We start from the raw sequence: 25622 nt of genomic DNA, 5'->3' as shown, positions 1-25622 counted from the left end.
CCGAATTACGTAAATTTAAACGTTATGAAAACTGAAGAAAAACAGAAAAGAACGCCTTTTAACTGAAGCGTTCTTTCGATAATTAGTCTTTTAAAAGATAGGTTAATTTATTTAAAATCTTTTCGATTTGTTTCGCGTTTTTACTATACATTTCACTTGCTGATTTCGACTTTGTTTCTAGGGAAAATAGTTCAAGATCAGCATGACATTTTTTTAAAGATGCTAATAATAAAGGTTTGTTTTGAGGAGAAGGCATTTGAAGTTTGTCATTGTAAATGTCGATAGTGAGTTGTCCGTATGAATCGACTTGACCGAGAAAGACATTTTCAATAACAATACCGAGTTTTTCTAGTTCAGCATGTAACCAAGCGCGGTTATGTCCACTGGAGGATAGAGGTTCATCTAGTACATTTCCATCCATAATAACAGTTTGCGGTTCTTTTTCGTTTGGTACTTTTAAACCGATGTCTTTTGCTGTAAGTGGCTGAGAATCTTTCTTTAATAGTACATTTAATTCTCCGCTCGGTTCTAAGACAGCAAATTCGACTTCCGCTACGCTGAACGCACTTTTTCCTCGGAGTAGTTCAAGTAATTCGTCACTCGTATATTTTTCTTTCTTTAAGTTATCTTCGAGTATCTTTCCATCTTTTATTAATACGGTAGATTTCCCTTCAAAAAAATCCCGAGCTGTTTTGTTCTTTAAGGAGAGGATTCCTGTGAAAAAAGGTACCGCAGCGAAAATGAGTATCGCAAAGACGCCGTGGAAAAATTTCGAATCGAGCCCTGTAGATACTTGGGCAGCGATGTCACCGATTGTCATTCCGGCAATGTATTCAAAAAAGGAGAGCTGAGAGATTTGTCTTTTCCCTAACCATTTCGTAATAGCAAATAAAATAATTAATATGAATACAGAGCGAAGAATGACAAGTGTCCATTCCGGCAGGTGAGACATAGTCATTTCCTCCAGTCTACTTAAAACCCTTTATATTGAGGTTCTTCACGTTCTAATACTGAAACTCTATTCTGTAAATCAGCGATGACGCTATCCATTTCTAACATACATTCATGAAATACACGTTTGGATTCGTCGTCTTGTGAATTTAATGAAAGCGAGCTTAAACTTGCTTGAGCTCCTCTTACACTAGCAAGGCAAGTTTTTACGCTAGCGATAACAGTCATACAAACACTCCTTATCCTTTCGGTTTAAATAACAATGCTCCTATGAAACCAAAAATAATAGCTGCGGATACGCCGGCGCTCGTTACTTTAAACATGCCGGTAATGACGCCAACGATACCATGTTTTGCAGCTTCTTCCATCGCACCATGAACGAGGGCGTTACCGAAGCTTGTAATAGGTACAGTTGCACCAGCTCCAGCGAAATCAATTAATGGTTCATACAAATTGAATCCATCTAATATAGCTCCGGCAACAACGAGTGTTGCCATTGTATGAGCTGGTGTTAGCTTGCCGACATCAAACATAAGTTGTCCGATTACACATATGAGTCCACCAATGACGAAAGCCCAGAAAAAAATCATTGCGTTGCACCTCCAAATTCAATCGAAACGGCGTGAGCGATACACGGAATCGTTTCTTCTTGTTGGAATGTAAGTGGAGATAGTAAAGCGCCTGTCGCAACGACAAGTATTTTTTTGAACTCTCCTCTTTTCATTCGATTTAATAAGTGACCGTACACGACGGTTGCAGAACATCCAGGCCCGCTAGCGCCGGCTATGACAGGTTGTCCTTCTCTATAAATGATAATTCCGCAATCTTGAAACTGTTCGCTCGTTACTTTTGTTCCATGCTTATGTAGTAAATCGTAAGCAATTTCGCGACCGACATGACCAAGATCACCGGTCACGATTAGGTCATAGTAAGAGGCATCGATTTGTCGTTCGCGTAAATGGGCTTCGATTGTATCGACTGCAGCTGGAGCCATTGCGCCTCCCATATTAAAAGGATCTGTTAATCCCATATCAATAACTCGTCCAATTGTGGCAGATGTTACCCTAGGGCCGTGTCCGGTATCGCTTAAAATGGCGGCTCCTGCTCCGGTTACTGTCCACTGTGCAGTAGGTGGCTTTTGTCCGCCGTATTCGGTAGGATAGCGGAATTGTTTTTCTACAGCTGTATTATGACTGGATGCACCAGTTAATAAATATTTTGCGCCTTTTGCATTTACGATACTTGCCCCAAGTGCTAAACCTTCCATAGAAGTAGAACAAGCTCCGAATAATCCGAGATAAGGAGTGCCAAGTGTCCGGCAAGCAAAGCTTGTAGGGGTAATTTGATTAATTAAATCTCCTGCGAGTACAAATTGAATATCATCTTTACGAAGTTCTGCTTTTTCAGTAGCACGGCTACAAGCTTCTTCGAATAAAATCTTATGTGCTTTTTCATAGGAATCTTGTCCGAGCCATAAATCTTCATGAAGGATATCGAAGTCTTCTGGGATGTTCCCCTTTGCTTCAAATGGTCCACCGACAACCCCTGTTGAGATAATGACTGGTTTGTTTTCAAATACCCACGTTCGGTGTCCTTGTAACATTTATAGTCCTCCCCATTGAACGAGAATCGTTTTAATAAGTGCGATGACGAAAGCGGAAAATACACCAAATAAAATAACAGAACCAGCTAGTTTAAACATATTGCCGCCAACGCCAAGGACGAATCCTTCCGTTCGGTGTTCGATACATGCTGCAATAACAGAGTTACCAAATCCAGTAACAGGTACAGCTGTACCAGCACCAGCAAACTGCCCAAAACGATCATATATACCGAAACCAGTTAGTAACATAGAAATGAAAATAAGAGTTGCGACGGTTGGATTTCCTGCCGAACGTTCAGTGAAATCGAAATACGTAATATAAAAAGTAGAGATTAGTTGTCCTATGAAGCAAATAAAACCACCGACGAAAAAGGCTTTTATACAATTTTTTAAGATAGGTCGTTTCGGTTCGCGTTCTTGCTCGAATTTTTTATACTCCTGTTGTACAGGGGTTAAGTTTTTATCTTTACTAGACATTGCAATCCTTCCTTTTCTTTTAAAAAGCGTTAAGTGTTAGACTCCATTTTTTTACCAATGAATTTTAATTGCTTATTAATCTCATCTTTAGATACTTTTTTGTCCTTAATCTTTCTTTCGAGCTTTTCGAGTAACATAAAGATTTTTTTATCTGTACTTACACGAACATCGAAAGTAGGGTGCTCATCACTTAGCTGCTTTTGAAGCTTCTTACGTAGAGGTTTTAATCCAAACCTTTCGTGATGCTCCGGTGTAACTGCTATGTAGAGATCTAAATTTGAGTTTACTGCTGTGCTTTTTGTAATTTCATCCATAGCGAGAGCTCTTTTCTTCGCTCCTTGTGATATAGATTGATTAAAGGATTCCGTACTCGTCTTTGTTAACTTTGGACCTTTTTCTTTCTCCGTTCGTTTTGCTTCTTCTTTCACTTTTTTATCTAAAGGACTATTATCACATCCGGTAAAAGAGCTAAATAGAAGTGCAAATAATGCGGTTATGAGGCCGAGTTTTCGCATAATTATCATTCCATTTCTATTGCAATATGTAATGTGATAGAAAAAGGATGACTGCATATCATCCTTTTTCTATTTCACAGCAAGTCTGATTCGTTATTGCTGTGAGTATTGTGGTTCTTCTTGTTGGACTTCTTCAACGCGTGGGTTTAAAGAATCGATAATCGTTTGTGTTTGCTGCGCAGCTGTTTGGAAAAGTTGTTTAGCTTGTTGGTTATCCGTATCAAGAGCGAATCCCTCTAAGCTAGCTTGTGCACTTTTTAATCCAGAAACAGTTTGCTTTAATTTTGTAATTACAGTCATTGAATGAAGCCCCCTTTTGAATATCAATTCAAAGATTATAATTTGTGAGTTGGGGTGAATTTATGATTGGAAAATTTAGGGGTATTACATGTGTGGATTACAATTTTGTAATGAATATGTAAGGAAAAGCGATAGTGGAAAAACCCTCTTTCTCCTAGAATAAAGAAAGTAAAGTAAGTTAAAAGGATATTTTAAGGAGAGAAAAATGAAGAAATTATTATTAGGTTTAATTGGAATTTTTATATTAGTTATTGGTGTGGCAAGCTTTTCTCATAATGAGGTGACTGATAGATATAATCCGCTTGTGAAAGAAGAATTTGTATATGTAAAAGCGAAAGAATCTGGCCGATTATCTACAGTTGGAGAGGTAGCTGGAGACTATAAACTTACTGGTTATTACGCTTCGGGTGAAGGAAGAGACGTTAAGTTTTATGCACCTCGTGGGCTTCGAGAAGGAGCGTATGTAAAGGTTAAAACAAAAGGTGAATATATTGAAACATACCAAGAAGTACAGCCGAATGAAATTCCAAAAGAGATTAAAGAGAAACTAGATAAATAAAATGGGTAAGAAGTGCCTCCTAAATGTAGAAATTAGGGGGCTTTTTTATGCAGACAAAAAGCGTATATATAATGTGCTATCAAAGAGTTTTTATTGATTTAAATGGTTTTTATTGCTATTATTATGAAGAGAAAATGAAGTGTTTTCTATAATCATGCGCCCATAGCTCAGTCGGATAGAGCGGTGGTTTCCGGTACCACGTCTGCCGGGGGTTCGAATCCCTCTGGGCGCGTTAAAAAGTCCTAACTTACGTTTTGTAGGTTAGGACTTTTTTATTTATCTCATTATTTGAGGGTTAAACAAAACAAACTGATGGAAGTTTCATTTTATATGTGTACTTTCAAAATGCCTTGTCTCATTGCTTCTGTTAAAGCTTCGGAGCGTGATCCTACTTTTAATTTTTTGAAGATTTTTGTTAGGTTGTATTCTACAGCTCTTGAACTCATGTACAGTTCATCAGCAATTTGTTTATTGCTACTTCCTTTAGAGACGGATTCTAAGATTTCTAATTCTTTTTGTGTAAGAAGAGCGGTTTTATTTTCAAGTTGTTGAGTCGTTATATCGTCTGTACGTAGTTGACGTAATAAAGAAATAGGAAGTAAAGTATATCCATTTACAGCTGCACGAATTGCCATTAATAGCTCTTGCTGAGAAGCTGATTTACTAATAATTCCGCTGATACCAGAGTTTATTAATAAATTAAATTGGGATACGTATTCAAAACCTGTGTATAAAATGATTTTTGCATCTGTTTGAATATGTAATATTTTCTGGGCGAGTTCAATACCACTACAATTGGGCATATTCATATCCAAGAGATATACGTCAAAAGGTGTAGCGTCACTTTTTATAAGTGCTTCCTGTTCATTTAAAATATATTCTGCTTGCATATCTTCTTCTAATTCAATCATGCTCTTTGTTCCTTCGCCTACAATTTGATGATCATCTACGATTAATACTCGAATCATTATTTACCACCTCGGAACTGTAATGTTTACTTGAAGTCCTTTTTTAGCTTCGGATACTATATGTATTTCTCCACCAATTGATTGAAGCCTTCCTTTTATACCGGAAATCCCCATATGCTGCTTAGGAGAGTAGGGAGTGTCTATATCAAAACCTTTGCCGTTGTCTCGGTAGTCTAGGGAAATGCAGTTATTCTCTTCCCATAAAAAAATCGATACGATGGTTGCCTCGGAATGTTTATCTGCGTTTGTTAGTAGTTCTTGAATGATACGATATAAAGATAAAATTTTGTCAAAATCGTAATGATGTTCTTGAATTGATTCATGATCAAATTGAATATGAAACTGCACACGTAATTGTGTTTGGGCTAGCAATTCTCTTAATGCACCAATTAAACCAGCATCTGATAAAAGTGATGGACGCAATTCATTACATGTGTCGCGAATTTGTTGTATTACATCGTGCATACCGAAGTGGATTTTTTTTAGTTCATTTTTTAATTCTAGTGGAACGGATTTGTTTTTTAGTAAAGAGTCTAGTTTGCGGTACCATACGATTTGATCTTGTAATGCAGAGTCGTGTAAATCTGAAGCGAGTCGGCGCCTTTCTTGTTCAGAAATTTGAAAGAGTAGGCGTGATAAGCTTGCAGAATTTGTTTTGGATTCTAAACTCTCCTGCTCTAGAGAATGAATAATTTCATTAATAGTATACAAGTTTTCGTAAATAAGACGGACGTATGTCGTGACAGTGATGAACCATGATTTTTCATGCGTATTATATTTAATATTATTCACTTTTCTTCCAATCCAGATGTAGTGTTTTATATGTTTAGTAGAGTATAAGTAAATGCCAATGCATCCATCATCCTCTAATAAATCATTAATTAGTAATGCTGCCATACTCCATTTTTTCTTTTTAGAAAGTGTGAAATCTTTCGTTTGTCGATATCCGTTACAGAGTGTATATGTGTTGTCTTTCATATCATATTGAACAAATTGAATAAAAGAAGGTTTCAACATCGAAACGATTTCATTAGTGAATTTTTTCTCTAACTCTTCTGTTTTCATAATAGATGATAGCTGTGCGGTAAACTGTTCAATGTTTACGTATAAGTTTGTTTTAGTCCGAAAGAGGTGATTACGGAATGTAAAATCTAATCTTTCTTTTAATATGAGAAATAGAATGTTTAACGGAAAAATAATAATAAAACTTTGCAGTAGTCGAGAGAGAAAATTGTCTTTGTAATAAATGCTCCAGCTCGTAATGATTGCAATTAATAGAGTTGGAATTAGTGACAGAAATGCGTAATACCGTAAACGATCAAATACAAACTCTATATCAAAAATCTGCTTCGTCGCTACTAAATAAAAATAACCGATTGGAAGAGCGATTAGGAACATAGCGCCAATATCTGCTGAGAGAATAGGTGTTTTGAATATTGCATCTGGAAGAGCATAGAGTGTAACGAACGGAAAGAAGGCAATGGAATGAATCGTGAGCATTAATTTTAAAAATGGTTTATGTACTGTACTGTGATATTTGATATAGGCACGGATTAAAAAATATATACAAAAGATAATATTTATTGAAAGGTAAATTAGTTCTAATCCATCGGTATTAACTATTGGAAATGGAATGCACATCGTTAAAATAGAGAGTAATAGTAAAATAATGCCGATTGTAATATCGATTTTTAGAAATCTCATAGAAATAACGTATAGTTGCTTTTTCTTGAATAATTCATTCAACAATAAAATGAGAGACATAGGTGTACCTTGAAATACAATACTTAAAATAATGAGAGCGATAAAATCACCTTTACCAGATTCAACTGCGATTAGAAGACTTGAGGAAGTCATGAATAGAAACGTGATCAAAAAGAATGTTTCCCGGTTCAAAGGCTTCTTTGTATAAAGAAAAATAGATAACCCTAAACAAATAAAAGCGAGTAGGAAGGGAAAGTATACAGAAATAATTTTGTCACGAGAATCAATAAAATGTTGTGTTCCTTTATAAGTTTGGGTGATATCGTCTTTTTTAATTTGTATTTCAGATGCATTTAGTGATTGGTTTTGGTATCCAGGAAGTATTCCTAAATGAGGCTTTTCTTTATTTATCGAATAGATTATATCTCCTTCTTTTAAGTCCGTATGAAAAGCCCAACCGGAGGATTTAATTTTTGCTATTGTGTATGTAGTTGAGTCTGTTTTAGAAATAAGAACTCCACTATATGGTTGGTTTATTTTATATAAGATATAGCCTTGTAAACAAAAATACAGGATAGTTACACATAAAATGAAAACGAAATTACGTTGTATCTGCAACGGTTTAGACACCTCTCTTTGTAGGTATATCGTTTAATTTCTGAATATTTTTATAATAACATTTAAGAAGTTTTCATACAATCAATGTCATCTGTTGAAATTGCGGTGAACCACATAAGAGTGGTTCGCCTTTTTTACGGTAAATACAGTACGGATTGCGGACAATAGCATCAGAAAGAAGTCTATGATAAAGATACAACTTAACAAGTAAATGAAGGAGGTAATAGTGATGAAAAAGTTTTTGTTGATGGTAGGCGGGATTGCATTAGGAATGGCGGTTATTTATTTCGTAAAAAGCTAAAAGGGGATGTTATATATGGCATTTGAAATTCAAGGATTAAATAAAACATTTGGTGAATATAAAGCCGTTAATGATTTAAATATACGTGTAGAAGAAGGTGGGATTTTAGGGATGCTGGGCCGGAATGGTGCTGGTAAGACGACAACGATTCGTATGATCTTAGATTTAATAAAACCGGATAGCGGCCAAATTCTATGGAATAATCGCCCTTTTTCAAAGAAAGACCTATCTATTGGCTATTTACCAGAAGAGCGTGGATTATACCCGAAAATGAATGTAGTGGAGCAATTGGTGTATTTCGGCAAGTTAGAAGGAATGCCAGCTAATCTTGCAAAAAGGCATGCGTTACAGTGGCTAGAAAAATTAGAAATGACACCACATTTAAAGAAGAAAACAGAGGAATTGTCAAAGGGAAATCAACAAAAAATTCAATTGATTTCAGCGATATTGCATAATCCGGAATTCATCATACTAGATGAACCATTTAGTGGATTGGATCCTGTAAATGCAGAGATGTTAAAAAATGTTGTGCTTGAGTTAATCGCGCAAAGAAAAACGATTATCTTCTGTAGTCATCAAATGGACAGTGTAGAAACGTTCTGTGAGGAAATTTGTATTATGAAAAACGGTCAACTTGTATTATCGGGTGCCTTGTCAGATATTAAGAAAAGTTATCAATACAAATATATGACGTTGCAAACGGAAGGGGATATTGAACCTATTCTTAAGAAGAAAAATTTCAATTTTGAAAAAGTTAATCGTACGTTCATGATTAAAGTTAATGATGGAGAGGATGCGTTTTCGCTGCTTGAAGACATTAAAACTAAACAATATATCCGAGATGTTTCTATTAAAGAACCTTCTTTACATCAAATCTTTGTTGAAAAGGCGGGTGCATAAGTAATGAGGAATTTCTGGATTGTTTTAGGGCAAACGTATTGGGATCGTGTGAGGACGAAAATATTTATTGGGATGACATTGTTATTAATAGGGGGAGGGATATTCTTATTCTCCTTTCCAACTTTAGTACAAAAGTTTTCTGGAGAGAAAGAAAAAGCAAAGGTTGTATTTATTTCCGAAGCACCTAATGTTACTTTGGATCAATCTAATCTTAGTAAAGCTCTTCCAGAATGGGATTGGTCTTTAGGCGATAAAACAAAATTAAATCAATATAAGCAAGATTTGTTAGATAAGAAAGTCGAAGCGCTCTTTATATTAAAAGAGGGTGCAGGTGCTGAACCAGTATTAGATTACTTTATGAAGGTGGATAATCCTAAGTTGATTCAAAGTGCGCAGGTATTTGTACAAAATCAGTATTTTCAAAGTGCGGTAGTTAAACAACAGTTATCAGAAGAGGCTGTGAAATCACTGACGATGAACGTGCAAGCGAAAAAGCAAAACTTAAATAACGAAGAAACAAGCTCATTCTTACTGGTGTATTTATTAGTAGCGATTATGTACTTAGCAATTACTTCGTATGGGAATGCGATTGCTACAGCGGTAGCGTCAGAGAAGGCGTCGCGTGTTATGGAAGTGATGGTAACGAAGGTGTCGCCTGTTCACATGGTCTTTGGGAAGATATTAGGAGTCGGTCTTGCTAGTTTGACACAGTTATTTATTTTCTTCCTTAGTATGGCGCTATATATTAAATCTGGAATTTTTAAGGTATCGGATTCGTTTTTTGGAGTGAATATTGATGTAAATATGATTACAGGTGAGCATGCTGCATATTTCTTGTTATATTTTGTTCTCGGTTACTTCGTTTATGCGGCACTTTTCGCAGTGTTTGGTTCTATGGTAAGCAGGCCAGAAGAATTATCCGGAACAACGATGCCGATTACTCTTATATTGATGGGAAGCTTAGTGGTGGAGTTATTAGTAGTACTTGATAACCCTGAAGGGCTAGTATCAAGGGTGACATCATATGTTCCGTTTACAGCTCCAATTAGTATGGTAGTTAGGATTATTAATGGGTCTGTGAGTGGTATGGAAATTGCAACGTCTATATTGGTTTTGTTAAGTAGTATTAGCCTGATTTCTTTATTTGCTGCGAAAGTATATCCAAAGGGTATTTTGCGAAGCGGTAAGAGCTTGAAGTTATTTCAGCTTTTGAAAAATAGTTGATTAGTGGAAGAGAAGATGGGATCTTCTCTTTTTTTGTTGCTCATTTTAATATCTTATATTAATATTTACTATTAGTACTTAGTATTAAATTTGAATATTATTATTTTCTTTCAATATTATTCAAATTTCGGTTGTAAGTTGTAAATCTCATTAATACATATAAATTAATAATATTTTGGAATGGGTGTCTGTGATAGCATTCTCCTTTTACCAAACTTATTGTACAATAGAAACAAGGGGGAGATTAGTTTGAAGGCAAGTCTTTTACAAGAACAAAGCTTACGTTTGGCAATGACACAAGAGTTAAGGCAAGCGATTACAATGCTCCAGTATAATGTACAAGAATTATCGGAGTTTTTGTATGAGCAATCGTTAGAGAATCCCCTTATTGAGTTAGGTGGTTTTGAGAGGGAGAAGAAAAAGAGCTCTAACAACAGTAAAAGTACCAGCAAACAAGTCGAGAATCAGATGGAGATCTACAGTGTGGATTCTACAACGATTCAGCAACATTTATTAAATCAAATACAGTATTATAAAATAGATGAAGAAGAGCGAAAAGTAGCTTCTTTCATTATTATGAACATGGATGGAAATGGATATTTACAAGAAACGAATGAAGAGTTAGCAGAGCTCCTTTCTGCGCATATTCATGTAGTCGACCGCTCTGTAGAGCTCGTCCAATCACTGGAACCAGCAGGGGTAGGGGCGCGTAATATTCAGGAATGTTTAACCTTGCAATTGAAGCGCTTACAAAGACGGAATGGATTAGCAGAAGAGGTTGTAGAAGATCATTTCGCTTATTTTGTGAAGAAAGATTGGCGAAAGCTCGTTCAAGTGTTGAAATGTAGTAATGAGGAATTACAGAGTGCGGTAAATTGTATAACGTCATTACAACCAAAACCAGGTCTTGCGTTTTCTTCAGATAAACCACTTTATATTGTGCCTGATATGGCGGTGAAAAAAGATGGCGATCGCCTCGTTTTACAAATGAATGAGAGAAATATGCCGAGAATTGAAATTCATTCTGAATATAGTGCGCTTCTTAATAATAGTGAAAGTGAAGTAGCATCTTACGTATCAGAAAAGTATCAGCATGTGCAATGGATTATGCGCAGTTTGAAACAGAGAAAACAAACACTTCTGCAAGTGATGACGATTATTATGGAAAAACAACGTGATTTCTTTTGGGAAGGTCCAGCGTATTTGAAGCCTCTCGCTTTAAAAGAGGTGGCGGAAGAGCTAAGTGTACATGAGTCTACGATTAGTCGTGCAACAAGAAATAAGTATGTGCAAACGCCACACGGTTTATTTGAGATGAAATCGTTCTTTAGTAATGCAATTTCGACGACAGAGGATGAGGCAGTTTCAACGAAGCGAGTGAAACAGTTTATTCAAACGCTTGTGGAAGCAGAGAATAAGAAAAAGCCACTCTCAGATCAAAAGATTTCAAAATTATTAGAAGAAGAGCATGAAATTGTTATTTCTCGAAGAACAGTGGCGAAGTATAGAGAACAAATGCATATCCCAGCTTCGTCATTACGAAAAACGATCGGATAGGTGAAGAAGATGAAAGTTGTACTGTATACTAAAAAAGATTGTGGCCTTTGCGTGAAGGCGAAACAAGTTTTACAGGAAGTACAATGTGAATATTCTTTTCAAATCGAGGAAATAGATATATATGAAGATAATGACCTTTTAGAAAAATATCACTTAATGATTCCGGTTGTAGAAATGGACGGAAAACAAGTAGAATATGGTAACATTCACAAAGGTGTCATAATAAACTATATAAAGAATGCAGTTAAGAGTTGAATAAGTTTCTATCTCCTGTTACAATAATACACGTAGCAGGGATTATTTTTTTAACCTATGTGGGACACAAAATGTCACTACGGGACGTAAAGTGACCACGAAGGAAAAATGAACCAATGTAGTGAGGAGAAAAGATATGCGCTCATGGATTCAGAACACAAAAAAATTATTACCTGATCTGCTACCTGTTATGCAAACGAGAATGCAAATTCTTCAATACATTAGGCTCATGCAGCCGATTGGAAGAAGAAACTTATCAGCAAGCCTCGGTATGACAGAACGAGTATTGCGAAGTGAAGTTCAAGTTTTGAAAGAACAAAACTTAGTTCACGTCGCTTCTTCTGGAATGACTTTGACAGAAGAAGGAACAGCTTTAGTTCTTGCTTTGGAAGACTTTATGAAAGAAATTTCCGGGTTAAAGGTTTTAGAAAAGCAACTTAAGGAAACATTAGACTTGGATGAAGTTTTCGTTGTCCCTGGTGATAGTGATGAATCACCTTGGGTCAAACTGGAGATGGGCCGTGCTTGTGTGACTTGTATAAAAGACCGTCTGACAGCGAATAATATCGTTGCTGTGGCTGGAGGAACTACGCTAGCTGCTGCTGCGGACATGATGCAACTTGATTGCAAAGATTTACATATGCTATTTGTCCCAGCACGTGGTGGAATTGGAGAAGGTGTTGAATTAGAAGCCAATACCATTTGTGCCAAGATGGCGCAAAATACGATGAGTAATTATCGCTTATTGTATGTTCCAGACCATGTTAGTAGCGAAGCATATGCGTCTATTGTGACAGAGCCTTCCGTGAAAGAAGTTCTTGAGTTGATTCGATCTTCCAATATCGTCATTCATGGAATAGGTGATGCGTTAACAATGGCACGTCGCAGAAGTACTTCAGAAGCAGATTGGTTAAAGATTCAAGCAAGCGAAGCAGTTGGCGAAGCTTTCGGTTACTACTTTAATGAAGAAGGAAATGTTGTTCATAAAGTAAGAACAGTTGGTATGCAACTAGAGGATTTACAAAATGTATCTCACGTTGTAGCAGTCGCTGGAGGTTCTTCAAAGGCAAAGGCAATACAGGCTGTAATAAAGCAAGGGCACACTTCAATTCTAATTACAGATGAAGGTGCAGCAAAACAGTTAACAAAGGGTTTTACCCTTTAATATAATCCCCCAAGGAGGAAATTCAAATGACTAAAATTGGTATTAATGGATTTGGACGTATCGGACGTAACGTATTCCGCGCAGCTCTTAACAACTCTGAGGTAGAAGTAGTAGCAATCAACGACTTAACAGATGCTAAAACATTAGCTCACCTTTTAAAATATGACACAGTTCACGGAACTTTAAATGCAGAAGTATCTGCTAACGAAAACAGCATCGTTGTTAACGGTAAAGAAATTAAAGTTATCGCTGAGCGTGACCCAGCTCAATTACCATGGAGCGACTACGGAGTAGAAGTAGTAGTAGAATCTACTGGCCGTTTCACTAAAAAATCAGACGCTGAAAAACACTTAGGTGGATCAGTTAAGAAAGTTATCATCTCAGCTCCAGCTTCTGACGAAGATATCACTGTAGTTATGGGTGTTAACCACGAACAATACGATGCAGCTAACCACAACGTAGTATCTAACGCTTCTTGTACTACAAACTGTCTAGCTCCATTCGCTAAAGTATTAAACGAAAAATTCGGCGTAAAACGCGGAATGATGACAACAATTCACTCTTACACTAACGACCAACAAATCTTAGACTTACCACACAAAGATTTACGTCGTGCTCGTGCAGCAGCTGAAAACATGATTCCAACATCTACTGGTGCAGCTAAAGCTGTAGCATTAGTATTACCAGAACTTAAAGGTAAATTAAACGGTGGCGCTGTACGTGTTCCAACTGCTAACGTTTCTCTTGTTGACTTAGTTGTTGAACTTGACAAAGAAGTAACAGTTGAAGATGTAAACGCAGCATTCAAAGCAGCAGCTGAAGGCGAATTAAAAGGTATCCTTGGATACAGCGAAGAGCCATTAGTATCTATCGACTATAACGGATGTACAGCTTCTTCTACAATCGATGCTTTATCTACAATGGTAATGGAAGGTAACATGGTTAAAGTACTTTCTTGGTACGATAACGAAACTGGTTACTCTAACCGCGTAGTAGACTTAGCAGCTTACATGACTTCTAAAGGTCTTTAATTCTTAATTATATAAGCAATCAATGACAAAACGAGGGAGAGGGTTTGTTCCCTCTCTCTCTTCTTTCGTTTTAAAAGCAAATGTGTTAAGCTTTTGAATGGGTTTTGTCAATCCTAACTAGTAGTCGGAGGGAAATCCAATGAACAAAAAATCAATTCGTGACGTAGATTTAAAAGGTAAGCGTGTATTTTGCCGCGTTGATTTCAACGTACCTATGAAAGAAGGCAAAATTACAGATGAAACTCGTATCCGTGCAGCTCTTCCTACAATTCAATATTTAGTAGAGCAAGGTGCGAAAGTTATTTTAGCAAGCCACTTAGGCCGTCCAAAAGGTCAAGCAGTAGAAGAATTACGTCTTACTCCAGTAGCAGCACGTTTAGGCGAGCTTCTTGGTAAAGATGTTAAAAAAGCGGACGAAGCATTCGGACCAGTTGCACAAGAAATGGTTGCAGCAATGAACGAAGGCGACGTATTAGTTCTTGAAAACGTACGTTTCTATGCGGGCGAAGAAAAGAACGATGCAGAACTTGCGAAAGAATTTGCAGCACTTGCTGACATCTTCGTAAACGATGCATTCGGTGCAGCTCACCGTGCTCATGCTTCTACAGCGGGTATCGCAGACTACCTACCAGCAGTATCTGGTCTATTAATGGAAAAAGAGTTAGATGTACTTGGTAAAGCACTTTCTAACCCAGAACGTCCATTTACAGCTATCATCGGTGGTGCGAAAGTAAAAGATAAAATCGGTGTAATTCGTCATCTATTAGACAAAGTAGATAACTTAATCATCGGTGGCGGACTTGCTTACACATTTGTTAAAGCTTTAGGTCATGAAATTGGTCTATCTCTATGTGAAGACGACAAGATTGAACTAGCTAAAGAATTTATGCAACTTGCAAAAGAAAAAGGCGTAAACTTCTACATGCCAGTTGATGTTGTAATCACTGAGGAATTCTCTGAAACTGCAACAACTCAAATCGTTGGTATCGACTCTATCCCTTCTACATGGGAAGGCGTGGACATCGGTCCTAAAACACGTGAAATTTATGCAGATGTAATTAAAAACTCTAAGCTTGTTGTATGGAATGGACCAATGGGTGTATTCGAAATGACTCCATTCGCAGAAGGTACAAAAGCAGTAGGACAAGCATTAGCAGATGCAGAAGATACATACTCTGTTATCGGCGGTGGTGACTCTGCAGCAGCTGTTGAAAAATTCGGTATGGCTGATAAAATGAGCCACATTTCTACTGGCGGCGGTGCGTCATTAGAATTCATGGAAGGTAAAGAGCTTCCAGGTGTAGTTTGTCTTAACGACAAATAAGTAGCAGCCAAAGAAAAAGGACGGTGCAAAGCATGCGTAAACCAATTATCGCAGGTAACTGGAAAATGAATAAAACTCTATCTGAAGCAGTTAGCTTCGTAGAGGAAGTTAAAGGTCAAATCCCAGCAGCTTCAGCTGTTGATGCAGTAGTTTGCTCTCCAGCTCTATTCTTAGAGCGCCTTGTAGCAGCAACTGAAGGAACTGACTTACAAGTAGGTGCACAAAACATGCACTTCGAAAAAAATGGTGCATTCACTGGCGAAATTAGCCCAGTAGCACTTAGCGACTTAAAAGTTGGCTATGTAGTACTTGGCCACTCTGAGCGTCGTGAAATGTTTGCTGAAACAGATGAGTCAGTAAACAAAAAGACTATCGCAGCATTTGAACATGGTTTAACACCAATCGTATGTTGTGGTGAGACTTTAGAAGAGCGCGAAAGCGGAAAAACATTTGATCTAGTAGCAGGTCAAGTGACAAAAGCACTTGCAGGTTTAACAGAAGAGCAAGTTAAAGCAACTGTTATCGCTTATGAGCCAATCTGGGCTATCGGTACAGGTAAATCATCTTCTTCTGCAGATGCAAACGAAGTATGTGCGCACATCCGTAAAGTTGTTGCAGAAGCTGTTTCTCCAGAAGCTGCAGAAGCTGTTCGTATTCAATACGGCGGTAGCGTAAAACCAGAAAACATTAAAGAGTATATGGCACAATCTGACATCGACGGCGCTTTAGTTGGCGGTGCTAGCTTAGAGCCTGCTTCGTTCTTAGGTCTTCTGGGGGCGGTAAAATGAGAAAGCCAACAGCTTTAATCATCCTTGACGGTTTCGGACTTCGTGAAGAAACTCACGGGAATGCTGTAGCACAAGCTAAGAAACCTAATTTTGATGGTTACTGGAACAAATTCCCTCATACAACGCTTACAGCTTGTGGTGAGGAAGTAGGTCTTCCAGAAGGTCAAATGGGTAACTCTGAGGTTGGTCACTTAAATATTGGTGCTGGCCGCATCGTATATCAAAGCTTAACACGCGTAAACGTTGCAATTCGTGAAGGTGAGTTCGATCAGAACGAAACATTCCAAAATGCAATTAAAAGCGTAAAAGAAAAAGGTACTGCTCTTCATTTATTCGGTTTACTTTCTGATGGTGGTGTGCACAGTCACATGAACCATATGTTTGCTCTTCTTCGCTTAGCAGCAAAAGAAGGCGTGGAGAAAGTTTATATCCATGCATTCTTAGATGGCCGCGATGTTGGACCACAAACAGCAAAAGGTTATATCGATGCAACAAATGAAGTAATTAAAGAAACAGGAGTAGGACAATTCGCGACTATCTCTGGTCGTTATTACTCCATGGACCGTGACAAGCGTTGGGATCGCGTAGAAAAATGTTACAGTGCTATGGTGAATGGTGAAGGCCCTACTTATAAATCAGCAGAAGAGTGCATAGAAGACTCTTATGCGAACGGTATCTATGATGAATTCGTATTGCCGTCTGTAATTGTTAACGAAGATAACACGCCAGTTGCAACAATCAATGATGATGATGCAGTTATCTTCTATAACTTCCGTCCAGACCGTGCAATTCAAATTGCTCGTGTATTTACAAACGAAGACTTCCGTGAGTTCGATCGTGGTGAAAAAGTACCTCACATTCCAGAATTCGTATGTATGACACACTTCAGTGAAACTGTAGATGGTTACGTGGCATTCAAGCCAATGAACCTTGATAACACTTTAGGTGAAGTTGTTGCGCAAGCGGGATTAAAGCAACTTCGCATCGCGGAAACTGAAAAGTATCCGCACGTTACATTCTTCTTTAGCGGTGGTCGTGAGGCTGAATTCCCAGGAGAAGAGCGTATCTTAATTAACTCACCAAAGGTTGCAACGTATGACTTGAAACCTGAAATGAGCATTTACGAAGTAACGGACGCTTTAGTAAATGAAATCGAAAATGATAAACATGATGTTATCATTCTTAACTTTGCGAACTGTGATATGGTTGGCCATTCTGGGATGATGGAACCAACAATTAAAGCAGTAGAAGCAACTGACGAATGTTTAGGAAAAGTTGTAGAAGCGATTCTTGCAAAAGATGGTGTAGCACTTATTACTGCTGACCATGGTAATGCTGATCAGGAGTTAACTGCTGATGGCGGTCCTATGACAGCTCATACAACTAACCCGGTTCCTTTCATCGTTACAAAAAATGATGTAGAGCTTCGTGAAGGTGGTATTTTAGGAGATATCGCTCCAACAATGCTTACACTTTTAAATGTGGAACAACCGAAAGAAATGACAGGTAAAACAATTATTAAATAATTTGCTTATATAAAAAGGAGAGAATTTATTATGTCAACAATTATTGATGTTTATGCTCGCGAAGTCCTTGACTCTCGTGGTAACCCAACTGTAGAAGTAGAAGTTTACACAGAAAGCGGCGCTTTCGGACGCGCTATCGTACCAAGTGGTGCATCTACTGGTGAGCACGAAGCAGTAGAATTACGTGACGGTGACAAATCTCGTTACCTTGGTAAAGGTGTTGTTAACGCAGTAAACAACGTTAACGAAATTATCGCTCCAGAAATCGCTGGTTTCGATGTAACTGACCAAGCTGGTATCGACCGTGCTATGATCGAATTAGATGGCACTCCAAACAAAGGTAAACTAGGCGCTAACGCTATCCTTGGTGTATCTATGGCAGTAGCTCACGCAGCAGCTGACTTCGTAGGTCTTCCATTATACCGTTACCTTGGTGGATTCAATGCAAAACAATTACCAACTCCAATGATGAACATCATCAACGGTGGTTCTCACGCTGATAACAACGTTGATTTCCAAGAGTTCATGATCTTACCAGTTGGTGCTCCAACATTCAAAGAATCAATCCGTATGGGTGCTGAAGTATTCCATGCACTTAAAGCTGTATTACATGACAAAGGTCTTAACACTGCAGTAGGTGACGAAGGTGGATTCGCTCCAAACCTTGGTTCTAACCGTGAAGCTCTAGAAGTAATCATCGAAGCTATCGAAAAAGCTGGTTACAAAGCTGGCGAGAACGTATTCTTAGGAATGGACGTTGCTTCTTCTGAGTTCTACAACAAAGAAACTGGTAAATATGACCTTGCAGGCGAAGGCCGTACTGGCTTAACTTCTGCAGAAATGGTTGATTTCTATGAAGAGCTTTGCAAAGACTTCCCAATCATCTCTATCGAAGATGGTTTAGACGAAAACGACTGGGATGGTCACAAATTATTAACTGAGCGTATCGGTGATAAAGTACAATTAGTTGGTGACGATTTATTCGTAACTAACACTCAAAAACTTGCTGAAGGTATCGAAAAAGGTATCTCTAACTCAATCTTAATTAAAGTTAACCAAATCGGTACTTTAACTGAGACTTTCGAAGCTATCGAAATGGCTAAACGTGCTGGTTACACAGCAGTTGTATCTCACCGTTCTGGTGAAACTGAAGATGCTACAATCGCTGACATCGCAGTTGCAACTAACGCTGGCCAAATCAAAACTGGTTCTATGAGCCGTACTGACCGTATTGCTAAGTACAACCAATTATTACGCATCGAAGACGAACTAGGCGAAATCGCTGTTTACGATGGTATCAAATCTTTCTACAACATCAAACGATAATTGTAGAAAATAACGGCAGACCGTGAGAAATCACGGTCTGTTTTTTTATGCTAAAATTGTTCACCCGTCATAAGTGACATGAAATGTTTGAAGAAGCGATTATAATCAAAATCAATTGCTATTTGATGACTCGGCCAATCAATAAATGGTTTAGATTCTCCTAAAGAGCGAAATTCTCCAATGCTTGCCCCCTGTGCATAAGATTCTGTCATGACAACGATAGGTGATCTGTGATAGGTAAACATAGAGTTATCAAGTAAAGCAAGTATTGGCATTGTGTCATGGAAGGGGCTACCCTTTAAATGTGGTAGGGCGTCTTTATAATATCCGTAGTAATAATGATCGAATAACGGTTTGACAAGTGGAGCTTTTCCTTTTGCTTCAATGTATTCGGCCATTTCTGGTGTAATGATGGAGTATTGGGTGACGTTTAATGGGTATATGTACATGTTAGCTGGGGATTGAAGGACTATATTAGCTGCAGTAGGGTCGCCATAAAAGTTTGCTTCCGAAATAGGAGTAACATTACCGGGATGGAGAAAAGCACCGCCCATTACGTAGTAAGATTTAATTTGCTCCATTAATTGTTTACATACGATAAATAAAATTGCTAGGGAGGTAAGTCTTCCTAAGCTCACAATAATTAATTCATCTTTATACTGTTCAATAAGAGGAATAACTTCAAAAAAATTCTCCATTTCTTCGTTAGTTACATTCACCTTTGGAATAATTGGCCCGAGCCCTTGTTTCCCGTGTACATCTGTAAAAAAAGCAGGAGGAGCACCAGTAATTGGACGTTCTGATCCACCAAAGATTTTGATATTTCTACCCTTTACTTCGTTTGTAAGAAAATGAGCATTTTCTACGGCCATTTTTTTTGGAACATTGCCGTAATCAGCAACGATACCGACGATTTCTATTTCATTGATAAAGAATGCTAAGAGGAGAGCCATCGTATCATCAATCCCAGGATCACAAAAAATAAGAACTTTTTTGGGCATATGTTCACCACCTATCTTGTTTATCCCGTACAAACCCGCTTGGTGAGGGCTAATAATCAATGGGGATGAGGAAACCCTCAATGATTAAAGTTTCACTTTATATATATGTAAGTTTAAGGATAAAAAGATTATTTTATTGAAATAACAGTCTTATAAATTCAGAAAATAAAAACTTTTTATATTAGGTCAAGGTTTTTGACGTAATTTTTGTTTGGAAATGTAGTCATATCAAGGTTGTAAGCGTATAACATCGGCTGTTTTTGCTGTCAAGTGGATAAATTGCAGCTTTTTACAATTTATACTATGATAAAGATATTAACAGAAGATCGTATAAACATGAGGGATGATGAACATGAAATTTACAAAGATTCTTGTCCAAATTGCTGCTCTTTATGTGTTTTATATGGTTGGAACTTGGGTGCAAGAAATGTTAAATATTCCAATTCCAGGGAGTTTGATTGGGATGTTCCTCTTACTTGTTTTACTTAGCCTAAAAGTTCTTCCAGTGAAATGGTTCGATTTAGGAGCAGAAACACTCGTTGCTATTATGCCGTTTTTATTAATTCCGCCAACGCTTGGCCTAATGAATTACGGTGCTTTTTTTATGAGTAAAGGAATTTCTCTTTTCATTACAGTTGTAGCGAGTACATTTTTAATTATTATTGTCGCAGGACATACAGGACAATATCTTGCGAATAGGAAGGAAAGAGAGTCGCGATGAGCCAAATATTAATCGGAATCGGTTGGGTTCTTTTTACGGTGCTATTATATCAATTATCTAAAAAAATCTATAAATTATTTCCAACACCATTCACCATTCCAATGCTTGTAGCAACAGGATTAATGGCTTTCCTATTTATCGTGCTTGATATACCATATCAACATTATATGGAAAGTGGTGGTGGCTGGATTGCAAAGCTACTTGGACCCGGTGTTGTAGCATTTGCAATTCCCCTTTATAAACAACGTCATGTTCTGCAAAAATATGTTGTACCGATTGCTGGCGGGGTATTAGTAGGTACAACAGTTGCAATCGCTAGTGATTTTGCCATTGCTTCACTTATGGGAACAGATAAAAGCTTAATCTTATCGTCTTTACCAAAATCAGTGACAATGCCAGTTGCGATGAGCGTTTCTGAACAAGTTGGTGGTGTACCTTCCTTAACAGCAGCTTTCGTTGTTATCGCAGGTATTACTGGAACAATTACAGGACCTCTCTTATTGAAATGGAGCCGTGTTACAAACTCAGTTGGTAAAGGTATCGGATTTGGATGTGCTTCTCATATTATGGGTGTTATGAGAGCAATGAAAAATAACGAACATGAAGGTGTTATTGGATCGGTAACAATGACATTAACAGCAATTTTGACATGTTTACTTGGACCGTTATTTGCAATGATGTTTATGTAATAGAAGAAAAGCGAGGGCAACTCTATAGCTCTCGCTTTTCTATAGGATTTATGCTACAGTTACAATAACTGAATCTTTGTAGGAGGTACGCCAAGTGCATACGTTATTATCCGTTTTACTTATTACTGTATCGATTTTAATGATTGTTATGGTACTTATGCAGTCTAGTAATAGCTCAGGCCTTTCAGGTGCAATTTCAGGCGGTGCAGAGCAATTATTTGGTAAGCAAAAAGCACGTGGAATTGAAGCAGTATTAAACCGTATTACAATTGTTTTAGCTGTATTGTTCTTTGTATTAACAATTGCTGTTACGTACTTAAACTTATAGAATTGAAAGAAGAAGCGTTAGTAAGATGTACTAATGGTTCTTCTTTTTTGTTTTGCCATTTGAAAGATGTTTCTAATTAGATTATAGAAATACAAATATGGTACACTAGATATAGAAAGAATACGACTAGATTACAGAAGAGAAAGAGGAGAAGTACATGATGAAATTAGCATCTCCGAAACCATTTACATTTGAGGGTGGAGACCGCGCTGTTTTATTACTACATGGATTCACAGGGAACTCAGCTGATGTACGTATGTTAGGGCGTTTCTTAGAAAAGAAAGGCTATACTTGTCATGCGCCAATTTATAAAGGGCACGGTGTACCACCAGAAGAGCTTGTTCATACAGGTCCTACAGATTGGTGGCAAGATGTAACGGAGGCATATCAGCTTTTAAAAGATAAAGGTTTTGAGAAAATTGCTGTTGTTGGATTGTCACTTGGCGGCGTATTTTCTTTGAAATTAGGTTATACAGTACCGGTTTTAGGTGTAGTACCAATGTGTGCACCGATGTATATTAAGAGCGAAGAAACGATGTACCAAGGTATATTGGCATATGCCCGCGAATATAAAAAACGTGAGCAAAAATCACCAGAACAAATTGAACAAGAAATGTTGGAATTCCAAAAGACACCGATGAATACATTAAAAGCATTACAACAATTAATTGCTGACGTACGTAACAATGTGGATATGATTTATGCACCAACATTTGTTGTACAAGCACGTCATGACGAAATGATTAATACAGATAGTGCTAACATTATTTATAACGGTGTAGAATCTACGTTAAAAGACATTAAATGGTATGAAGACTCTACGCATGTCATAACACTTGATAAACAACGTGACGAGCTACATGAGGATGTATATAACTTCTTGGAGCAACTAGATTGGTAAGATCTAGTTGCCTCTTTTTTTCATAAGGAACTTTTTATGGAAGCTGTAAAAAAATCATTGGGAGATGATTAAAGTTTCACTTTATCCCGCACTAACGGGCAGTAGGCCTCCTACCTTGAAATTCAGCGAAAGCAAAGAAGTTAGGTAGGAATCAACTGCCCGTAAAGGCCCGATTGGTTCAACTAATAATCAGTGGGGGGATGAACAAACCCCCACTGATTAAAGTTTCACTTTATACATCCCCCATCTTTCGGATACACTAAATAATATAAGGGTTTAAAGGAGGTATTTCTACTTGGAAGAAATCATACAAGAACATATTGATAAGTTGTTATTATTTATGAGAGAAGAAGCGTATAAACCGCTAACGATACAAGAGTTAGAAGAGGCATTTGGAATTGAAGGTTCTGAGGGCTTTAAAGATTTTGTAAAGGCACTTGTAATGATGGAAGAGAAGGGACTTGTTATTCGTACACGTAGCAACCGTTACGGTCTTCCTGAAAAGATGAATTTAGTAAGAGGTAAGTTAATTGGACATGCACGTGGTTTTGCATTCGTTGTACCAGACGAGAAGAAAACGGGAGACGATGATCTTTTCATCCCACCTACAGAATTAAACGGTGCACTTCATGGCGATACAGTATTAGCACGCCTTAGTTCTCAATCAAGCGGTTCACGTCAAGAAGGTTCAATTGTACGCATTTTAGAGCGTGGAACGAAAGAACTAGTTGGTACATATACAGAATCGAAAAACTTTGGATTTGTTATACCTGACAATAAGCGCTGGACGAGTGATATCTTTATCTTGAAAAGTGCATCAATGGGTGCTGTAGAAGGTCATAAAGTAGTTGTAAAAATTACGAGCTATCCAGAGAATCGTTTAAGTGCAGAAGGTGAAGTTATTCAAATTCTAGGTCATAAAAATGATCCAGGAGTAGATATTTTATCTGTCATTCATAAACATCATTTACCTTTAGCATTCCCTGAAGAAGTGATGGAGCATGCAAACAGTGTACCAGAAACGATTTCAGAAGAAGATTTAAAAGATCGCCGTGATTTACGTAATCAAATGATCGTAACGATTGATGGTGCAGATGCGAAAGATTTAGATGACGCTGTTACAGTAACGAAGCTTGAGAACGGCAATTACAAGCTAGGCGTTCACATTGCGGATGTAAGTCATTACGTTCAAGAAGGTTCTCCAATTGATGTAGAAGCAGCGGAAAGAGCGACAAGTGTGTATCTTGTTGACCGTGTAATTCCAATGATTCCACATCGTCTATCTAACGGTATTTGCTCATTAAATCCGAAAGTAGACCGTCTGACATTATCTTGTGAAATGGAAATCAACAACTTAGGTGATGTTGTTAAACACGAGATTTTCCAAAGTGTGATTAAAACGACAGAGCGTATGACGTATGCTGACGTAAGAAGCATTTTAGAAGATGAGGACGAAGAGTTAATTAAGCGTTATGAGCCATTAGTACCGATGTTTAAAGAGATGGGTCAATTGGCACAAATTTTACGTGAAAAACGTATGCGCCGTGGTGCAATTGACTTTGACTTTAAAGAAGCGAAAGTATTAGTGGATGAAGAAGGAAAACCGACTGATGTTGTTATGCGTGATCGTTCTGTATCAGAGAAGTTAATTGAAGAATTTATGCTTGTTGCGAATGAAACAGTAGCAGAGCACTTCCACTGGATGAACGTACCGTTTATGTACCGTGTCCATGAAGATCCGAAAGAAGATAAGCTTGAGCGTTTCTTCGAGTTTGTAACAAACTTTGGATATGCGGTAAAAGGGCGTGCGAATGAAGTGCACCCTCGTGCGCTGCAACAAATTCTTGAAATGGTTCAAGGACAGCCTGAAGAAGTAGTTATTTCAACGGTTATGCTTCGTTCTATGAAGCAAGCACGTTACGATTCGGATAGCTTAGGACATTTCGGCTTATCAACTGAGTTCTACACACATTTCACATCACCAATTCGTCGTTACCCAGATACAATTGTTCATAGATTAATTCGTGAATACATTATTAATGGTAAAGTCGACAATGGAACGCAAGCAAAATGGCGTGAAAAATTACCTGAGATTGCAGAGCACTCTTCTAATATGGAACGCCGTGCTGTTGAAGCAGAGCGTGAAACAGATGAAATGAAAAAAGCAGAGTATATGGTTGATAAGATCGGTGAAGAGTATGACGGTATGATTAGCTCTGTAACAAACTTCGGTTTATTCGTAGAGCTTCCAAATACAATTGAAGGTCTTGTACATGTTAGTTATTTAACGGATGATTACTACCGTTATGACGAGCAGCATTTCGCTATGATCGGAGAGCGTACAGGAAATGTATTCCGCATCGGTGACGAAATTACAATTCGTGTTATTAACGTAAATAAAGACGAGCGTGCAATCGACTTTGAAATCGTTGGCATGAAAGGTACACCTCGCCGTAAGTTCAAAGATCGTCCAGTCGTTATCGAGCAGCCAAGAACAGGCAGAAAGAAACGCGGTGGACGTAGCGAGCGCAGTAATGAGCGCGGCGGAGAACGTGGCACAGGTAGAAAATTTGACCGTGGTGGCAAAGGTAAAAGTACAGGAAGAGGATCAGCAACAGCAACAGCATCTACGTCCGGTAGTCAGCCAGGGAAAAAAGATGGTAACGGCAAGAAGAAAAAAGGATTTTTCGAAAACGTACCAGGATTCAAGAAGAAAAAGAAAAAGCGTAAGTAAGAAAAGAGTGGCTTCGCTTTGATGAAAAGCGGGGCTTTTTCTTTTTTTATTGGTGGCTTGAGAGCGAGCCACTTTCGCTTTTAATGGAATCCAGCTACAGTGGCTAGAATGTTTGGCGGCTTCGCTTCTTCCCCAGAGGCAAAGAGCGCCTCAAGG

The 25622-nt window shown here is 37.9% G+C and carries 26 protein-coding genes and 1 tRNA gene; 17 read left to right on the top strand and 10 right to left on the bottom strand.

Annotation, left to right across the window (positions count from 1 at the left end; translation table 11 throughout):
- Window positions 1-82: 82 nt before the first annotated feature.
- The 7 genes from MR170_RS12905 to MR170_RS12875 form a co-directional block, all read right to left on the bottom strand.
- Window positions 83-952 carry a DUF421 domain-containing protein gene (locus MR170_RS12905; RefSeq protein WP_242308385.1) on the bottom strand — a complete coding sequence of 290 codons (870 nt, stop codon included), beginning with the start codon at window positions 950-952 and terminating at the stop codon, window positions 83-85.
- Window positions 953-972: 20 nt separating this feature from the next.
- A complete protein-coding gene (locus MR170_RS12900) occupies window positions 973-1179 on the bottom strand; it encodes a DUF1657 domain-containing protein (RefSeq protein ID WP_016079754.1) in 207 nt (68 codons plus the stop codon).
- A gap of 11 nt (window positions 1180-1190) precedes the next feature.
- Complete coding sequence (gene spoVAE, locus MR170_RS12895; protein ID WP_000575919.1) at window positions 1191-1541, bottom strand: stage V sporulation protein AE; 351 nt, start codon at window positions 1539-1541, stop codon at window positions 1191-1193.
- Window positions 1538-2554, bottom strand: a complete 1017-nt coding sequence (gene spoVAD, locus MR170_RS12890; RefSeq protein ID WP_000938970.1) for a stage V sporulation protein AD — start codon at window positions 2552-2554, stop codon at window positions 1538-1540. Before spoVAD ends, spoVAE begins: the two co-directional genes overlap by 4 nt.
- Window positions 2555-3031 (bottom strand): stage V sporulation protein AC, encoded by a 477-nt coding sequence (gene spoVAC / locus MR170_RS12885; RefSeq protein ID WP_016079755.1) that lies wholly within the window; start codon window positions 3029-3031, stop codon window positions 2555-2557.
- Between the two features lie 29 nt (window positions 3032-3060).
- On the bottom strand, window positions 3061-3546 hold the full coding sequence (locus MR170_RS12880) for a YhcN/YlaJ family sporulation lipoprotein (protein WP_016079756.1): 486 nt from the start codon (window positions 3544-3546) through the stop codon (window positions 3061-3063).
- 93 nt (window positions 3547-3639) lie between these two features.
- Window positions 3640-3846, bottom strand: a complete 207-nt coding sequence (locus MR170_RS12875; protein WP_000216166.1) for a DUF1657 domain-containing protein — start codon at window positions 3844-3846, stop codon at window positions 3640-3642.
- A gap of 205 nt (window positions 3847-4051) precedes the next feature.
- On the opposite strand from MR170_RS12875, the gene MR170_RS12870 reads away from it, so the two are divergent.
- Both MR170_RS12870 and MR170_RS12865 read left to right on the top strand, forming a co-directional pair.
- Window positions 4052-4405 carry a YxeA family protein gene (locus MR170_RS12870; protein ID WP_242308384.1) on the top strand — a complete coding sequence of 118 codons (354 nt, stop codon included), beginning with the start codon at window positions 4052-4054 and terminating at the stop codon, window positions 4403-4405.
- Between the two features lie 156 nt (window positions 4406-4561).
- Window positions 4562-4637, top strand: a tRNA-Arg gene (locus tag MR170_RS12865).
- Between the two features lie 94 nt (window positions 4638-4731).
- Here MR170_RS12865 and MR170_RS12860 read toward each other — a convergent pair.
- Both MR170_RS12860 and MR170_RS12855 read right to left on the bottom strand, forming a co-directional pair.
- Window positions 4732-5373, bottom strand: a complete 642-nt coding sequence (locus MR170_RS12860; protein WP_000621765.1) for a response regulator — start codon at window positions 5371-5373, stop codon at window positions 4732-4734.
- 3 nt (window positions 5374-5376) lie between these two features.
- The gene (locus MR170_RS12855) at window positions 5377-7695 is read right to left on the bottom strand and encodes a sensor histidine kinase (protein WP_242308383.1); all 2319 of its coding nucleotides are present in this window, start codon (window positions 7693-7695) and stop codon (window positions 5377-5379) included.
- Between the two features lie 316 nt (window positions 7696-8011).
- On the opposite strand from MR170_RS12855, the gene MR170_RS12850 reads away from it, so the two are divergent.
- From MR170_RS12850 to eno, 10 genes are all read left to right on the top strand, one after another.
- Window positions 8012-8896: an ABC transporter ATP-binding protein gene (locus tag MR170_RS12850; protein WP_000863493.1), complete on the top strand. Its 885-nt coding sequence runs from the start codon at window positions 8012-8014 to the stop codon at window positions 8894-8896.
- Window positions 8897-8899: 3 nt separating this feature from the next.
- Window positions 8900-10120 carry an ABC transporter permease gene (locus MR170_RS12845; RefSeq protein WP_016079759.1) on the top strand — a complete coding sequence of 407 codons (1221 nt, stop codon included), beginning with the start codon at window positions 8900-8902 and terminating at the stop codon, window positions 10118-10120.
- 249 nt (window positions 10121-10369) lie between these two features.
- Entirely contained in the window at window positions 10370-11677 is a 1308-nt protein-coding gene (gene rpoN, locus MR170_RS12840; protein WP_098535815.1) for an RNA polymerase factor sigma-54, read from the top strand.
- A gap of 9 nt (window positions 11678-11686) precedes the next feature.
- Window positions 11687-11932, top strand: coding sequence for a glutaredoxin family protein (locus MR170_RS12835; RefSeq protein WP_000869730.1), 246 nt, complete (start codon window positions 11687-11689; stop codon window positions 11930-11932).
- Between the two features lie 136 nt (window positions 11933-12068).
- Window positions 12069-13097: a gapA transcriptional regulator CggR gene (cggR, locus tag MR170_RS12830; RefSeq protein WP_001258185.1), complete on the top strand. Its 1029-nt coding sequence runs from the start codon at window positions 12069-12071 to the stop codon at window positions 13095-13097.
- A 26-nt stretch (window positions 13098-13123) separates the two neighbouring features.
- Window positions 13124-14128, top strand: coding sequence for a type I glyceraldehyde-3-phosphate dehydrogenase (gap, locus tag MR170_RS12825; protein WP_000161234.1), 1005 nt, complete (start codon window positions 13124-13126; stop codon window positions 14126-14128).
- A gap of 139 nt (window positions 14129-14267) precedes the next feature.
- Window positions 14268-15452, top strand: coding sequence for a phosphoglycerate kinase (locus MR170_RS12820; protein WP_001036333.1), 1185 nt, complete (start codon window positions 14268-14270; stop codon window positions 15450-15452).
- A gap of 32 nt (window positions 15453-15484) precedes the next feature.
- Window positions 15485-16240 (top strand): triose-phosphate isomerase, encoded by a 756-nt coding sequence (gene tpiA, locus MR170_RS12815; protein ID WP_001231038.1) that lies wholly within the window; start codon window positions 15485-15487, stop codon window positions 16238-16240.
- Window positions 16237-17766 (top strand): 2,3-bisphosphoglycerate-independent phosphoglycerate mutase, encoded by a 1530-nt coding sequence (gene gpmI / locus MR170_RS12810; protein ID WP_016079762.1) that lies wholly within the window; start codon window positions 16237-16239, stop codon window positions 17764-17766. The genes tpiA and gpmI overlap by 4 nt, the downstream gene beginning before the upstream one ends.
- 30 nt (window positions 17767-17796) lie before the next feature.
- The gene (eno, locus tag MR170_RS12805) at window positions 17797-19092 is read left to right on the top strand and encodes a phosphopyruvate hydratase (RefSeq protein ID WP_000103951.1); all 1296 of its coding nucleotides are present in this window, start codon (window positions 17797-17799) and stop codon (window positions 19090-19092) included.
- A gap of 50 nt (window positions 19093-19142) precedes the next feature.
- Here the strand turns inward: eno and MR170_RS12800 are convergent, their stop codons facing one another.
- Complete coding sequence (locus MR170_RS12800; protein ID WP_242308382.1) at window positions 19143-20093, bottom strand: nucleoside hydrolase; 951 nt, start codon at window positions 20091-20093, stop codon at window positions 19143-19145.
- A 352-nt stretch (window positions 20094-20445) separates the two neighbouring features.
- Here MR170_RS12800 and MR170_RS12795 point away from each other — a divergent pair, with 352 nt between their 5' ends.
- The 5 genes from MR170_RS12795 to rnr all read left to right on the top strand — a co-directional run bounded on the left by MR170_RS12795 (window position 20446) and on the right by rnr (window position 25466).
- A complete protein-coding gene (locus tag MR170_RS12795) occupies window positions 20446-20814 on the top strand; it encodes a CidA/LrgA family holin-like protein (RefSeq protein WP_000673222.1) in 369 nt (122 codons plus the stop codon).
- Entirely contained in the window at window positions 20811-21503 is a 693-nt protein-coding gene (locus MR170_RS12790; protein ID WP_000078304.1) for an LrgB family protein, read from the top strand. The genes MR170_RS12795 and MR170_RS12790 overlap by 4 nt, the downstream gene beginning before the upstream one ends.
- Before the next feature lie 94 nt (window positions 21504-21597).
- On the top strand, window positions 21598-21831 hold the full coding sequence (secG, locus tag MR170_RS12785; RefSeq protein ID WP_000557266.1) for a preprotein translocase subunit SecG: 234 nt from the start codon (window positions 21598-21600) through the stop codon (window positions 21829-21831).
- A 160-nt stretch (window positions 21832-21991) separates the two neighbouring features.
- Complete coding sequence (gene estA / locus MR170_RS12780; protein ID WP_000761986.1) at window positions 21992-22732, top strand: carboxylesterase; 741 nt, start codon at window positions 21992-21994, stop codon at window positions 22730-22732.
- A gap of 295 nt (window positions 22733-23027) precedes the next feature.
- Complete coding sequence (gene rnr / locus MR170_RS12775) at window positions 23028-25466, top strand: ribonuclease R (RefSeq protein WP_242308380.1); 2439 nt, start codon at window positions 23028-23030, stop codon at window positions 25464-25466.
- Window positions 25467-25622 lie beyond the last annotated feature (156 nt).

It is taken from the genome of Bacillus cereus group sp. BfR-BA-01524, assembly GCF_022662595.1.
GTDB lineage: Bacteria > Bacillota > Bacilli > Bacillales > Bacillaceae_G > Bacillus_A > Bacillus_A thuringiensis_S.
The sequence above is the reverse complement of the archived record's forward strand: the minus strand, read 5'-3'. Positions and strand labels throughout refer to the sequence as shown.